Origin of the sequence: Pedobacter sp., assembly GCF_965227205.1 — a bacterium.
Classification (GTDB): Bacteria; Bacteroidota; Bacteroidia; order Sphingobacteriales; family Sphingobacteriaceae; genus Pedobacter.
In genome coordinates, this window is record NZ_OZ245727.1 from 2,793,262 (window position 1) to 2,809,686 (window position 16,425).

At 35.7% G+C, this 16,425-nt stretch carries 8 protein-coding genes; 3 read left to right on the plus strand and 5 right to left on the minus strand.

Going from position 1 to position 16,425, the window contains the following annotated elements; translation table 11 throughout:
* Nucleotides 1-107 precede the first annotated feature (107 nt).
* The 5 genes from gap to ACO05K_RS11870 all read right to left on the minus strand — a co-directional run bounded on the left by gap (nucleotide 108) and on the right by ACO05K_RS11870 (nucleotide 9,481).
* Nucleotides 108-1,109 (minus strand): type I glyceraldehyde-3-phosphate dehydrogenase, encoded by a 1,002-nt coding sequence (gene gap, locus ACO05K_RS11850; protein ID WP_421944641.1) that lies wholly within the window; start codon nucleotides 1,107-1,109, stop codon nucleotides 108-110.
* A 615-nt stretch (nucleotides 1,110-1,724) separates the two neighbouring features.
* Nucleotides 1,725-2,813, minus strand: coding sequence for an MraY family glycosyltransferase (locus tag ACO05K_RS11855; protein WP_421944642.1), 1,089 nt, complete (start codon nucleotides 2,811-2,813; stop codon nucleotides 1,725-1,727).
* Nucleotides 2,814-2,905: 92 nt separating this feature from the next.
* Nucleotides 2,906-3,658 (minus strand): glycosyltransferase family 2 protein, encoded by a 753-nt coding sequence (locus tag ACO05K_RS11860; RefSeq protein WP_421944643.1) that lies wholly within the window; start codon nucleotides 3,656-3,658, stop codon nucleotides 2,906-2,908.
* Nucleotides 3,659-6,944: 3,286 nt separating this feature from the next.
* Nucleotides 6,945-7,388, minus strand: coding sequence for a hypothetical protein (locus ACO05K_RS11865; RefSeq protein WP_421944644.1), 444 nt, complete (start codon nucleotides 7,386-7,388; stop codon nucleotides 6,945-6,947).
* 1,625 nt (nucleotides 7,389-9,013) lie between these two features.
* On the minus strand, nucleotides 9,014-9,481 hold the full coding sequence (locus ACO05K_RS11870; RefSeq protein ID WP_421944645.1) for a hypothetical protein: 468 nt from the start codon (nucleotides 9,479-9,481) through the stop codon (nucleotides 9,014-9,016).
* A gap of 321 nt (nucleotides 9,482-9,802) precedes the next feature.
* On the opposite strand from ACO05K_RS11870, the gene ACO05K_RS11875 reads away from it, so the two are divergent.
* From ACO05K_RS11875 to ACO05K_RS11885, 3 genes are all read left to right on the plus strand, one after another.
* Nucleotides 9,803-10,633, plus strand: coding sequence for a polysaccharide biosynthesis/export family protein (locus tag ACO05K_RS11875; protein ID WP_421944646.1), 831 nt, complete (start codon nucleotides 9,803-9,805; stop codon nucleotides 10,631-10,633).
* A gap of 1,413 nt (nucleotides 10,634-12,046) precedes the next feature.
* A complete protein-coding gene (locus ACO05K_RS11880) occupies nucleotides 12,047-14,449 on the plus strand; it encodes a GumC family protein (protein ID WP_421944647.1) in 2,403 nt (800 codons plus the stop codon).
* Between the two features lie 399 nt (nucleotides 14,450-14,848).
* Entirely contained in the window at nucleotides 14,849-15,349 is a 501-nt protein-coding gene (locus tag ACO05K_RS11885; protein WP_421944648.1) for a UpxY family transcription antiterminator, read from the plus strand.
* Nucleotides 15,350-16,425 lie beyond the last annotated feature (1,076 nt).

A 16,425-nucleotide genomic window follows, 5' to 3' on the forward strand; every position in this document is an offset into this window, starting at 1 on the left:
TGGTTAATTTTTTATTGGTTAACTGTTTAATTGGTTAACTGTGTATTTGTCTAATTGGTAATTGGTGACTTCGCAACAGGCAACAGATAACAGGCAACAGATACCAACTAAACCACTTCAACTTTGCTTGCTTCAATTTTTTTAATTAAATCTACAATACGGCTGCTGTAACCAAATTCATTATCGTACCATCCAACAACTTTAACCAAATCGCCAACTATTGAAGTTAACTGTGCATCGAACACACAAGAATGTGGATTATCAATTACATCAATAGAAACAATTGGATCTTCTGTATATTCTAACAAGTTTGATAATTCGTTGCTTGCTGCCTTTTTAAAAGCACTATTAATTTCTTCTACCGTTGTTTTCTGTTTAAGGATACATGTAAAATCAGTTAACGAACCATTTAATACCGGAACCCGAATACCAGCACCGCCCAATCTACCCTCTAACTCAGGGAAAATATGTGTAATTGCCTTTGCGGCTCCTGTAGTTGTCGGGATAATTGAAGATGAAGCTGCTCTTGCTCTACGTAAATCTTTATGGTTACTATCATGCAGATTTTGGTCGCCCGTCATAGAGTGAACCGTTGTAATGTATCCTTCTTCAACGCCCCAGTTATCGTTCAAAATTTTTATCATAGGTGCTATGTTGTTAGTGGTACAACTTGCATTAGATAAAACCGGACTTGACAAATCTATATCATTATCATTCACGCCTAAAACCACCATCGGAATATCATCAGCAGCCGGCGCAGAGATTATAACCTGTTTTGCTCCAGATTGAATGTGTCCTTCTGCATCTTCCAGTTTTAGATTTTTCCCTGTACAATCTATTACGATATCAACCTTTAAAGCTGCCCATGGAAGTTGTATTGCATGTTTCATCGAAAAGAATGGAATAGAAACTCCATTAATTGAAATTGCATCTGTTTTAGCTTCAACAGCTCCTTTAAATACTCCGTGAACGGTATCGTATTTAAAAAGATGTGCCATTGTTTTTGGTTCAGATAAATCATTAATCGCCACCACCTCAAATCCTTCGGCCAAGGCCAAACGTAAAAAGGTTCTCCCTATTCTACCAAACCCGTTAATTGCTATTCTCATTAAATAAAATTAGAGCGCAAAATTAATGTTTATTTTGAGATTGTTGAGTTGATTATTGGTTAATTGTTTTTTGGTTAATCGTTGAATTGGTTAATTGTTGAATTGGTTAATTGCAGAATATTGAAGTTTGGTTAGACTGACTGATTGAAGGAAATAGAAAATTGGAAATTGATTAATTCTTGATGTACATGATAACCGAGCACATTGCGAGCTCATTAATGCAGTTAAAAAACAATAAAAACCGATTAATAACTGGCGGCTGCTAGATTTCTATCATAGGCAGTGGTTAGGCTAATTTGTGCTTCCCGAAATCTAGACCATGCCGGATTAAAAGCTGAACGGGGATTTTGTACTTGGGCTTAGCTGGGTGGAAATAGAACTTGGTTCGTTGGTTCGTTGGTTCGTTGGTTCGTTGGTTCGTTGGTTAGTAAAAATTTAGGTTATTGGATATTGTTTTAATTGGTTAATTGATTAATTGTTTAATTGTTTATGGTCTTCAACTACGCTCAGACTGACAACATAGAATAAAGTTGATGAGAAGCGAAGGACGATAAACGAACATCGCTTACGCTCAACGCTTGCCTACTGGTAACTCATAACAGGAAACACATTGAACTACTTCCTATTGGCATTATCCATTTTACGCAGGCGGTAGAAAAGCACAAAATCGAAAACTACACACAAACCTATAATGAAAAATATCAGGAAGAAATTACCCATATTCTGCATTAACAATGCCATTAAAATAACAGCGACATTTAATCCGGCGGCTAGTAAAATTATTTGAGGTGGTTTGTATCCTAATCTTTCTAAACGATGATGAATGTGATTTCTATCGCCAACAAAAGGCGAATTACCCTTTATTGTACGTACCGTAAAAATTCGAAGTGAATCATATACAGGTACTATGATAATGGCAACAGCAATAGCCGGAGCAGAAAAGACGAACGGTGTTGAATCGCCCGTAAACTTACTAAGTTCGATGAATTTGATAGATAAGGCAGCTGTTACCAAGCCAATGATGAGTGCGCCGGTATCGCCCATAAAAATTTTTGCCGGATACCAATTGTATTTAATAAAGCCCGTTACAGCACCTGCCAATGCAAATGCAATAAAAGCATAAGAAACCTGATTCATCATTGCAAAGAATACACCAAAGAATAAGTTTGCGGTTATACCAATAGATCCGGCTAATCCATCGATACCATCAATAAGATTAAAAGCATTATTTAAGAAAATGATCAGGATTACGGAAAATACACCTCCCCAAAACATATTCATATCGCCAATTCCTAAAACACCATATAAACTGCTTAACCTGAACCCTCCAAAGAAAACCAATATTATCGCTACGACTAACTGCAAGAGAAATTTAGTACTGGTGTTAGTACCATAAACATCATCTTTTAAACCTAATGCAGCCAGGATAATACATGATGTAATTAGAAAATTAGCTTCCTTAAATTGAACAATCGCCGAAAAAAGCAAAACGCTGATGGTAAAACTTCCAAAAATAGCCAAACCACCCAAACGCGATATGTTTCGCTTGTGATTTTTGCGATGCATATCATTGGTATCAAAAAGACTATATTTTATAGAAGAAAAGATAACTGAAGGTATACTAAAAACAACCAAAGCGGTAGCTAAACCAAAAATGGCTATGTAAAATAGTTCGGGATTTGATTGTAATAGGGTTTTTAACAAAATTGTTGTATTGTGTTACAAATATAGGCAATGCAATTTTATTGTGACAAGCTTGTATGCGTTGTATGATAAAAATCAAGAAATACTTAAACTTATAATTTAATCATAAACTGCTCAAATTTTAACAGCTTCTTTTTCATCAATGTAATTAAAGGTAATGGAAGTTTATTTCTTTTTAAGGCTATAAAATCATTTTTCGCCGCCAACCAGATTGCTTTTAAAGTTCCGTTGCTCACTCCACCCATTCTCATATTAACCATTAGCATTGGTAAGTATTTTATTCTTATTTCATAAACATATAGATACCTCAATATTAAATCATAATCTGCTGCAGTACCTAAATCTAAGGCATAATTTCCATGCTTTTTAAGGGTGTCTTTTTTAATATATAGAGTTGGGTGTGCAGGCATCCAGCCATTTAATAAATCCTTTTTTTCGGCCTGCCTGGATTTCCACTTCCTTATAATTTTTAAGGTGTGTGGGTGGACGTAATTTAAATCCCCATAAACTGCTTCCAACGCCGCATCATTATTAAACAGCGCTACAATTTTAGTAATAACATCATTACTGGCAAGCATATCATCAGCATTTAGTAAACCTATTACGTCACCAGAGGCTAAATCAATTCCTTTATTAATTGCATCATACAAACCTTTATCTGGCTCTGAAATGAATTGGCTGATGTGCGAACTGTATTGATTAATAATGCTTAGCGTATTATCTTTTGAAGCACCATCAATTACAATATATTCAATATCATCATAATCCTGTGCGATTACAGATTCGATACAATCTTTAAGAAATGCTTCACCATTAAACACTACGGTTATCAGAGATACCTTCATTAATATTTTTATACCTTTTATTGATGCTGACGCAGGCTATACCTGCCGTAAAGATAAAAAATACAGGCACATAATCGTCTATTGGACAATTGGTGGTAACTAATGCATAAAAACCGGAATACATGATATCTTCTAACGCCGGTGAAGAAGCAGTTGTACCATAATTGTACACGTGACATGGTACATTAGTGGTATTAAAACATCTCGCTGGCGTTAAGGTATTATAGCCACATGACCGACAGAGGTTTCAATCCAATGCGTTGGACTTCCTGAGCCGGATGTATAAGGTGTGTAGTATAGTCGAGATTGACCAGTTACGCCAGTGGTAATGTGACAACCATCTATTCCATCTGCTGCAAAAATAAATTTTGGGATTGTTAAGAGCGGGATGATTAATAACAACTTTTTCATTAGCTATATAATTAATCATACAGCAAGATAGGTTTACTTTTATAAAAATCAAATTTATTTTTTAGTGGTTTAGTTCAGGGTGAATTGTTTTAATTGGTAAATTGTGTAATTGTTGAATTGACAAATTGATTAATTGGTAATTAAATTTATTGTCCTGGCCGGACTGGCTTTTTTACCTTTTTCTTGATAAAAAGGTAACCAAAAATCAAGGCTTGGAAATGATGTTGGATAAACCTAATAAAGCTTTGATTTGCGGTAGCACAAGCCCGATGAAAAATCGGGAATACGCGCTACCTTTATCCTGGGTAATTTGAATGCCTGTGCAAAAAGCTTTATTGCTTTCTCCTTCCATCACTTCCTATGCCAGATAGCATGAAGGATAGTATGAGGCTTAGTTGGGTGGATGGGTTATTGGTTAATTGAAAACGTTAATTGGTTGATCGATTATTAAAAATTGTTAGTTGGTTATTGACAAGGAACGGTCTTCGACTACGCTCAGACTGACAAATTGATAATTGACAAATTGATTAATTGGATTAAATTTATTGTCCTGGCCGGACAGGCCTATTCTCTTTTTGACAGCAAAAAGAGAGAAAACCGAGCTTTTGAGCTAGCTCATTAATGCACTTAAATCAATAAAAAACTAATTAATAAACTGCCGCTTCGCTAGATTTCTGTTAAAGTAAGTAGCTGGGCAAATTTGTGCATCCCGAAATCTAGACCATGCCGGTCGAAAAGCGGAACGTAGGTTTTGTAGTTAGGCTTAGTTGGGTGGAATTAGTTGGATGGTTAAATGTTTAATTGGTTAGTTGTTGAATTGTTTTAATAGGTTAATCGGTTATTTGATTATTAATTGAATCTGGTCTTCGACTACGCTCAGACTGACAAATTGATAATCGACTAATTGATTAATTGGTAATTAAATTTTATTGTCCTGGCCGGACTGGCTTTTTTACCTTTTTCTTGATAAAAAGGTAACCAAAAATCAAGGCTTGGAAATGATGTTGGATAAACCTAATAAAGCTTTGATTTGCGGTAGCACAAGCCCGATGAAAAATCGGGAATACACGCTACCTTGATCCTGGGTAATTTGAATGCTTGTGCAAAAAGCTTTATTGCTTTCTCCTTCCATCACTTCCTATGCCAGATAGCATGAAGGATAGTATGAGGCTTAGTTGGGTGGAAAGAGATTAGGTTAATTGTTGAATTGGTTAGTTGGTTAATTGGTCTTCTGGTATTTGATTATTAGTTGAATCTGGTCTTCGATTATGCTCAGACTGACAAATTGATAATTGACAAATTGATTAATTGGATTAAATTTATTGTCCTGGCCGGACAGGCCCATTCTCTTTTTGACAGCAAAAAGAGAGAAAACCGAGCTTTTGAGCTAGCTCATTAATGCACTTAAATCAATAAAAAACTAATTAATAAACTGCCGGCTCGCTAGATTTCTGTTGAAGTTAGCAACCAGGCCAATTTGTGCATCCCGAAATCTAGACCATGCCGGATTAAAAGCGGAACGGAGATTTGTGGTTGGGCTTAGTTGGGTGGAATTAGTTGGATGTTTAATTGGTTAGTTGTTGAATTGTTTTAATAGGTTAATCGGTTATTTGATTATTAATTGAATCTGGTCTTCGACTACGCTCAGACTGACAAATTGATGATTGAATAATTACCTGGGAGATTGGAACTTAGGCAAAGTTTAAACTTATACATTGCAACTGTTTGGCAATTTTGAGGGGACTCCCCTCCTTATTTTCAAGGAGGGGCCGGGGGTGGTTTAGTTGCTTTATGGATTATTAATAAACTACGGTCTTCGACTACGCTCAGACTGACAAAGTGATAATTGACAAATTGGTTAATTGGTTATCGATTCATAGTCCATTAGTTCATTTGATGGTTGTTAATTATTCACTTATAATTATTATCCCTTTGGTGCAGACTAGCTATCCCCAAGTTCACTATTTGTTAACCCATTGTTAACCCTTTTATTACCCATTGTTAACCCATCCTTTACTTTGTTAACCCCCTGCTTACCCAAAAGGTTAACAAAGGGTCAATAAAACCTTAACAGATACCTTTTATAAGGCAAAGAAATATTGAAGCAATTCGCTTGCAAGTCGACCTAAATTGTGAGGACATGTAATACATTATTGATTTGCAGTACCAGATAGGTAGACCATCAAATATTTTCAGGATGATATTATCAAATACTACAACATTAATTACTGAAAGCAGGTAACCGATAACAAATGGCCGAATATTATGCTAGCATAACTTAGTACTATTACTATACTTTATCTATGCTTTATCCCTACTTGATCTATGCTTAAGCTATGGACTTGCTATTCTAATAGTTTCTCTTTCTGCGGATGATAATGAAAGCACATGCTGCGGCTACTGAGCCTAACGCCCAGGAGTAATCATCGAGGTTGCATTGCAACACATAGCTTGAATAATAAGTGCCGGGTAGAGCAGAATAGTATGGCCCCAGACCTAATGCATTAGTCTTCTTATTGCAGGTTATCAAATAAAGTAAACTCCCTATACTCACTGCCGAGCTTATTTCTCCTCCTTGATCACATACGTAACATGCAGTTGAAGAAGAAACTGTCCCTGAAAAGCAGCTTGTGGACTGCCCTGGGCTAGTATACATTTTTAAGTCACTAAATAAATTTACATTTAGTGCAGTGGGGGCAGGATTTGAATAAATATTTGAATTAACCAAACAGCCATCTGCAGCGTTGGTATTTTGAAAGAGAAGCAATACGAAAACAATTAAGAAATATCTTAGGCCTTTCATTATTTGTAATGGATGATTCATTACAAAACTATAGGCACTACCTAGTTATAAGATCGTTCTTTTTGTTCAGTATTAATTGATAGAATTTAATTCTAATCTCCGAAAAAAGAACAAACTGCTAATTCCAAATACTAAAACTACAATTGGAATGTAATCATCAATAGGTACATTACAAACCTTTCGACTTATTGTAGCAATTATCCCATTAAAGTTAGTCCATGTTGTACCATTATACGGATAACATCTTGTGCTAGGACTATCTGCTGGCTTATACGAGATATAATAATCATCGCAATTTAGATTTGCAAAGGTTTTATTTGTCACTACAGTATAAACATTTCCATTATATGCTGGGTATCCTGAATTAGGATTTGAAGGATTGTAGGGATTTCTATTACCAATAGGATTAGCTCTCAGCTTTGTATCATTATCATACAAACATCCAACTACATCTTCAGCGTAACATGTAAAGACTGGTAAGATAATTAGAGATAATATTATTATTGGATTCCTCATAATGATTCACCCATTAATAACTTTATAGACATATACTTATCAGATAAAAATCGAATTATGAAGCTTATTTTGATTGCTTTTGCAACAAAACGAAACTTGTAATCAAATCTTGAACACAACAATTGCATTTTAAAAGGATGATTAAAAATTAGTTAACTAATTTTTTCATAAATAGGCGCTGCGAAAATGAACAAAAAACTCAAAATTAAAAATGAACAAAATGAACAAAAGCAGAGCTAAAGGTTGTATTGAAAATGAACAAGGCATTTTACAGCAGCTTAACCCTTATTTACAGATGAGCTGAGTAAGAATTAAATATTGTTATTGGACGGAGAACACCCTTTTCGAAAGAATATAAAACATAATTACGCCTATTGGTATAGTTAACCAAGGTATATAATCATCAAGAGGGAATTATATTATGAAATACCAAATCACTATGTGCACTGGTAACTACGCCAGAAATTATTTTTCAAACCGAAAAGCAATTTATGACTTTTACAGCTAAGAACGGCAAGCAGTTAAAGACCTTACCCTATCCGATTCAAGTGAGAAAACGCAATACTTATAGCTCTATATTATAAGACTTCTTTTACGCATATAGTAGAAACCAAAGACACCAATAGGTAAAATTAGCCAAGGAATATAGTCATCTACAGGACAATTTACGGCAGGGCCAGTAAACTGCCCATGAATTCCTGAATAGAAGCATGAAGGGCTCGCACAATTCGAAGTGTATTTGACTCTACATGAAGTATTTACAGTATTAGGAATCCATCTATAGCAAGGATTTCTTCTTTTATCATCAAGTGGAGCTGAACTATTTGTCCAATCTGAATATGGGGTTGTATACCCTCGATAGACATTTGTATACCCTTGTTCATTCGGCAATTGTGTTTGATAGACTCTATCATAACCAAAAGTTACGGTTTCTTTAATCATACACCCTGGACCAGGAACTGGTTGCGCACATAAATAGTTAAGATTGCAAAATAAACATAAAATTACAAAACTTCGAAAAACCTTCATTAGTATATAGGAACGGGATGGATTTCAAGTACAAAAATATGCAACTGTGTATTAATTACACTAAATACGCTACATCATCATACAACTTTTATGTTTTTTGATAAAAAAAACGCCCAATAATGCCGACGTAACAACATATAGGAATATTTCTTCATCTAATGAACAATTTAAAACATTAAAATAATACTCATCACCACCTAGAAATGACCTACCCGTAGCAGTACATTTAAATGTACCGGGTCGTTTTGTAAGATTCAGAGCGTAGGTTGCATTCCCAGCCGAACAGTTTAAATTAATAGGGGCAGACCATACTCCAAAAAAATCGACTGACGAATAAATGCGTGTATCAGCAGGATAGTAACAACCCAAGCTTTGGCACCTAGCACTTAGACCCCAAAATAGCAATACTGTAAGAAGTAAGTAAAAACACAACTTCATAACAATCAATCAATAACCCACAACTAAAATGGTTGTGACGAGTATTAAACTGATTTTAAAAAAAGATGTTTAGAATGAATAACAATGAACAAAGACTAAATCAATAACTGTTCATTTAGTCGCTTAGAAATATCCGTGATTTGGCCGAAGTATTAAAATTAACCAACATTCATCTGGTTATTCGTTTGATTTCTTCGAAGGTATAGGAAGCTTACTATTCCAATAGGTAGAATGAACCAGACAATGTAGTCATCAAGTGGGCAAGGTATAATTGTGAAAGTAATTGTTTTACCCCATCTATCCGCATAACCACTTACCGAGCTATCAACTCGACAATCATCATTGCTTTCTTCAACGCAGTAAACCGATGAAAAAGATCTCCAATGAGTTGAGTTAGTAAATGTGTATCTTGGCCAAAAAAACAAATATAAACCATTTCTATTTGTAAATACCCGACCATCGGTTGTCAAACAGCCAGTATCAGCATTGGCTAAAAAAACAGTTAACAAAAAAGCAACAATAAAAAAACTAAATTTTCCCATAAAATATTTTACTACTTCTAGGGATGCGCTTAACAATAGAGGAATACAAATATACTCCCCAAAGGAGTAATCACCTATACCCATAAATTAATGTACTTCATTATTATAAAGTACATTTTCAATTGTAACGTTAGCTCTCCCTAACATCTTGATGACACTCAAAACAACATTAGGCATGAGTATCAAAAATTTAAGTAATGCAAAAATACTCCTAATAAGAGTGCAAGAAACTTAAGCAGTGGAGAATGCTTTTGACAAAAATCATAAATCAGTATGGTTGTCGGGTTGATATTTTTTTGGAATGATTTGTTAAAGAAGTTAATATTTTCGTAATCATTTTTTTCTTCAATAAGTCATTTTAAAAAGTATTTTTGTTTTTCTAAACATCAAAAGAGGGCGGCTTACATGGCGATAACTTTCAAGAAGCAATTATTATATTTTATTACTTCTATTCTATTTTTATCTATTCTTGGTGCCTGTTCAGCCAGAAGAGAGCGTAGTTTATTTAATGCCTCAAGCGACGTGGTAACAGATACCATAAAACAGGTTTACGTTGTGAACGACCAAGGCATTAGCGATGCTTATTACAAAATCAGAGTAAACGACAGGCTGGCCATTCGCAACGTTCAAAATGCTGAATTTGGTGCAACAGGAAATGCAAGTGGAGCATCTGCATCCAATAGCAACCAAAGTAGTTCTTCTGGAAGCATTAATAATGTGCTTTCTTATCCGGTGGATTTAGATGGTCAGGTTAATTTGCCCGCCATTGGTAAGATTCCGGTTGCAGGACTTAGCAGAAGAGAGGCTGCAATTAAGATTCAGGATTTATATGCTAAACAACTACTTCGTAATCCTATTATTGAATTAAGCGTTGTAAATTTAAAAGTCACCCTCCTTGGCGAATTTGGTAAGCAAGGTAATTTCTTGCTCGAAAGGGAAAATACTACACTTATAGATATTATTGGAGAAGCAGGAGGTATAACCAAAACTGCAGATCCGAAAACGCTTAAAATTATTCGTGGTGACCGCAGCAATCCTGAAATTATTTACGTTAACCTTAACGATATTAACAGTTTAGCCAGCAAAAAACTTGTTCTGCAGAATGATGATATTATTGTTCTACAGCAAACAAAAAGTGCAGCTACAACTGAAAAATTACAGAGTTATAATAATATTTTACAGCCTTTATTGGTTGTGGTTAACTTAGCGGTTTTGATATTTACGGTGACGAGGTAGTTATGAGGTGGTTAATTGTTTTAATTGGTTACCTGTTGAATTGGTTAATTGTAGAATTGATTATTGGTAATTAAATTTATTGTCCTGGCCGGACTGGCTTTTACCTTTTTCTTGATAAAAAGGTAACCAAAAATCAAGGCTTGGAAATGATGTTGGATAAACCTAATAAAGCTTTGATTTGCGGTAGCACAAGCCCGATGAAAAATCGGGAATACGCGCTACCTTGATTCTGGGTAATTTGAATGCCTGTGCAAAAAGCTTTATTGCTTTCTCCTTCCATCACTTCCTATGCCAGATAGCATGAAGGATAGTATGAGGCTTAGTTGGGTGAAAAGAGATTAGGTTAATTGTTGAATTGGTTAGTTGGTTAATTGGTCTTCTGGTATTTGATTATTAGTTGAATCTGGTCTTCGACTACGCTCAGACTGACAATTGATAATTGACAAATTGGATAATTGGTAATAAATTATTGTCCTGGCCGGACTGGCTTTTACCTTTTTCTTGATAAAAAGGTAACCAAAAATCAAGGCTTGGAAATGATGTTGGATAAACCTAATAAAGCTTTGATTTGCGGTAGCACAAGCCCGATGAAAAATCGGGAATACGCGCTACCTTGATTCTGGGTAATTTGAATGCCTGTGCAAAAAGCTTTATTGCTTTCTCCTTCCATCACTTCCTATGCCAGATAGCATGAAGGATAGTATGAGGCTTAGTTGGGTGGAAAGAGATTAGGTTAATTGTTGAATTGGTTAGTTGGTTAATTGGTCTTCTGGTATTTGATTATTAGTTGAATCTGGTCTTCGACTACGCTCAGACTGACAATTGATAATTGACAAATTGGATAATTGGTAATAAATTATTGTCCTGGCCGGACTGGCTTTTTTACCTTTTTCTTGATAAAAAGGTAACCAAAAATCAAGGCTTGGAAATGATGTTGGATAAACCTAATAAAGCTTTGATTTGCGGTAGCACAAGCCCGATGAAAAATCGGGAATACGCGCTACCTTGATTCTGGGTAATTTGAATGCCTGTGCAAAAAGCTTTATTGCTTTCTCCTTCCATCACTTCCTATGCCAGATAGCATGAAGCTTAGTTGGGTGGAAAGAGATTAGGTTAATTGTTTAAATGTTTAATTGACAATTGCCTGGGTGATTTGAGATTGGAGCTTAGGCAGAGCTTAAACTTATATATTGGAACTGTTTGGCAATTTTGAGGGGAACTCCCCTCCTTATTTTCAAGGAGGGGCCGGGGGTGGTTTAGTTGCTTTATGGATTATTAATTAACTACGGTCTTCGACTACGCTCAGATTGACAAATTGATAATTGACAAATTGGTAATTGCTAGGTTGATTGGGGTCTTCGACAGGCTCCGACTGACAAACTGAAAATAGAAATTTATTAAAAACAGAAAACATTGGCTGAAACTGTTCAAGAAGAAAAAAAAGGCGTTAGCCAGAGTATAGATTTTTATAAAATCTTTAGGGTTTTTTTAAGCCGTTGGTATTGGATTGCTGCTACAGTAGGGATTTCATTGTGCGTTGCTTGGCTTTATTTATGGTATACCCCTCCTATTTATCAAACGGGAGCCTCTTTGAAATTGGAGGATAGTAATCCATCTGTATCAACAGGAAGTCAGATGGCTCCTCAAAATTATAACTATACAGATAAAATACAGGCAGAGAGTTTTACAATTCGTAGTAACGAAGTGATTTCAAATGCTGTTAAAACACTTGATTATAAAATCAGCTATTACTTAAAAGGTCGCGTACGGACAACAGAGCTTTATCCAAGTGTTCCATTTGTTATCGAAATTATAAAACAAGATAGTGTTAATTTCGACAGATCGCTTTATGAGGTAACCGCAGCAGATGCGCAACATTTCAATTTATATATAGCTGATAACGATAAACAAAAAACTGTTTATAAATACGGACAGGACATTAACATCGGCAATATGATTTTCCGTGTTAAAGATAAAATTCCAGCGAATAGTACCTATCAGTTTAAATTTAATAGCAAAGAAGATTTTATTGGCAGGGCGATGGGTGGATTGTACATAGGCGAGGCGGCACGGTTCACTAATGTGATGAGCTTAAGTCAAACCGATGCAAATGCGGTTTTTGCGGCAGATATTCTTAACGCCATTATGAAAGAATATGTGAAATTTGATGTTATCCAAAGAAGGCGTTCTGCTAAACAAACTGTAGATTTTATCGATAACCAATTAGGTTTTATTGACACCGAAGCGGGTAAATCAGGCAAAACCTTAGCCAATTTCAAAACTGAAAACAAGTTAGTTGATATGAGTTCTTCTACTTCTATGACGGTAGGTAAACTTTCGGACTTTGAGAAGCAGAAAACAGAATTAAGGCTCAAGCAACTTGGCATCAAACAATTACAGGAGCAAGTAAATAGCAATAAATCAAAAGTTGAAATCGGTTTAGATTTAGAAGGCGACATAAATTCTGGTTTAGGTATATTGGTCACTCAACTAAATACACTTTTGGCTAACCGTGAGATTAAACTCGGGCAATTCAATAGCGATTCTCAGCCTGTAAAGCAAATTGAACAACAAATTGCAAATGTTAAGGCAAGTATAAGAAGTGCGGTTGATGGTATGCTCAGACAAAATCAACAAACCATCAACTATATAGATAATCAAATTTCCGGTGTTACTCAAAGCATGAGTACGATTCCGGTTAAAGAGCAAAACTTTGTTAAGCTACAGACCAATTTTGAAGTTAACAATAAGGTACGTTCTTACTTATCCGAGAAAAAGCTCGAAGCCGAAATGAATGCGGCTGCAATTGTTGCCGGTGCATCAATTGTAAACCCAGCTTATCCATCTTATTTTGCAATTTCTCCAAACAGCAATAAAGCTTATAGTACTGCGCTAACACTTGGATTAGCTGCAGGCTTTGGTTTAATTTTACTAGTTAGATTCTTAAACCCTTACATTTATGACAAAGAAACTGTAGAAGGCTTAACCAATACGCCTATTATTGGCGTTATCCGGAAATTTCCTGATTATATCGATCTGGATAGTCGCCAGGCACTTTCTTTATCAAAACCCAAATCTGTATTTGCCGAGTCGGTACGCTCTGTTAGAACAAATCTCAGTTTTCTGGCCAGTCATAAACAAAGTAAAGTTATTTGTATTACTTCAGAGATATCTGGCGAGGGAAAGTCGTTTGTTACCGTAAACCTGGCAGGAACGCTTGCACTAATCGAAAAGCGAGTGGTTTTGATCGCTGCTGATTTAAGAAAATCTAAATTGCATAAGGCATTTGGTAGCGACAATAAAAAAGGTTTAAGTTCTTTATTATCCGGACAGGCTACTTTAGAAGAGGTAATGATTCACGACGAATTACATCACATTGATTTTATTCCTTCTGGGCCGGTACCTCCAAACCCTTCTGAGCTACTTCATACTGAGGCTATGAAAGCTTTGCTTAAAGATTTAGAAAAAGAATATGATTATGTTTTAGTCGATACTGCACCTGTAGGCTTGGTATCAGATGCGATTCCGCTAATTCGATCTTCAGATGTTAACCTTTTTGTAATCCGTTCTGGTGTTTCACAACAAAGAGCTGCTAATATTCCGGAGCGTTTATCGAGAGAATACGGTCTAAGCAATTTAGCTATTGTGTTAAATGCCTTTGGCGATGATGCGCTTTATTCGAACTATTACACTACTGATTATTCTAGAGGTGGCGGAAATAGTACATACTATTATTCTGATTATTCTGGTTATTCTGGCTCTGGTTATTATGATGATGAAAACAGAAGATGGTGGCAGTTTTGGAAGAAAAAATAACGAATTGAAGATAATCCGCTCGCCGCCGCGGAAGAGCTCTTTCTTTTGTGTGAACAAAAGAAACAAAAATCACCGGCTGAAAATTTTTCTTCTAAAGTTAGTAGCCTGGCTTGTTGCTGCTAACCGAAAAATTTGTTAGGCCGGATTTGAATGTAACGGAGAGATAGAGGTTAGGCTTAGTTAGATGCAAAGCTTACATATTAAAAATAGAAGGTGGTAGCGGTTTTGGAAGAAAAAATAAGTTAGTTGGTTAGTTGGTTAGTTGGTTAGTTGGTTAGTTGGTTAGTTGGTTAGTGAAAATTTTGTTTAGAGTTAATTGTTTAATTGGTTAACTGCTTAATTGGCTAATTGAAAAAAAAAGATAACCAGCGATAAAAAACGTTCAACGGAAAATGAAAAATGGACAATAATTACAAGTGGTATCCTGTTTATACGCGTTCGCGGGCTGAGAAAAAAGCTTACGAGGAACTAGTAAAAAAGGGCATCACCTGTTATCTTCCTCTTAAAAAGACAGTTAAACAGTGGAGTGATCGCAAAAAAATTGTAGAGGAGCCCTTGATAAAATCCTACCTGTTTGTGTATATTTCTGCCAAAGAACATGCTGAGGTTTTAATGACGAATGGCATTTCAAGATTCCTTTATTTTTCAGGAAAAATTGCTTCTATGCCTGATAAGCAAATCGAAGATTTAAAATTATTACTGGCTACTGATGTTGAATTAGAAGTTTTGGAATACGACATTAAAGCGGGAGAAAAAGTAATCATAAAAGCCGGACCTTTCAAAGGTATGCTGGCTGAAACGGTTTCGATACACAATAAACAACGGTTAATATTACGTTTAGAGAATATGGGTGTTGCAATTGAAATTAATACTTCGATTGCGTTTGTGGAGAAGATGTGAGGTTTGTTTTTGGTTAAGTGATGAATTGAGAAATTGGTTAATTGCATAAGTGGTTAAATCTTTAATTGACATTGCCTGAGTGATTAGAAGTTAGTTTGCACTAGCCAGATAGTTCATACCGATTTTATCGGGAGGCTTATTCTCTTTTTGACAGCAAAAAGAGAGAAAAACTGCCGGCTCGCTAGATTTCTGTTGAAGTCAGCAGATGGGCCAATTTGTGCATTCCGAAATCTAGACCATGCCGGTTTAAAAGCGGAACGGAGATAAAGTGGTAAGGCTTAGTTGGGCAGAAATAGAGGGAGATTGGGTTAATTGGTAAGTTGTTTAAGCTGTTAAATGTTTAATTGACATTGCCTGAGTGATTAGAGATTGAGAGCTTAGGCAGGGCTCAGAATTATATGTTGGAAATGTTTGGCGATTTTGAGGGGAAACTCCCCTCCTTATTTTCAAGGAGGGGCCGGGGGTGGTTTAATTAACTACGGTCTTAGACTACGCTCAGACTGACAAATTGGTCATTGGTTAATTGCTAGTTAATATTTTCCAACAGGAAACAGATAACAGGTAACCAACAACTATATTTTAATAAATAATCAGTTCGTTTTTTGATGAAAATGTGACTGAAAGGGCGAAGCTGTGTCTGATTAAATGAGTGATTAAGTGAGTTAAAAATTGTCCAATTGGTCATTGGTGAATTAATTTATTGTCCTGCCCGGACAGGCATCTCCTTTTTGACAGCAAAAAGAGAGAAAACCGAGCTTTCGAGCGAGCTCATTAATACGTTTAAAAAAATAAAAAACAGATTAATAAACTGCCGGCTCGCTAGATTTCTGTTGAAGTTAGTAGTTAGGCCAATTTGTGCATCCCGAAATCTAGACCATGCCGGTTTAAAAGCGCAACGGAGATAAAGTGGTAAGGCTTAGTTGGGCGGATTAAAGGGCTGATTGTTTTAATTGAGAAATTGGTTAATTGTAAAGGTGGTTAACTGTTTAATTGCATGTGAACGCAGGAAACTAATAACTGGAAACTCATGAGATAATCAGTTCGTTTTTTAAAGAAAATGTGACTGAAAGGGCGAA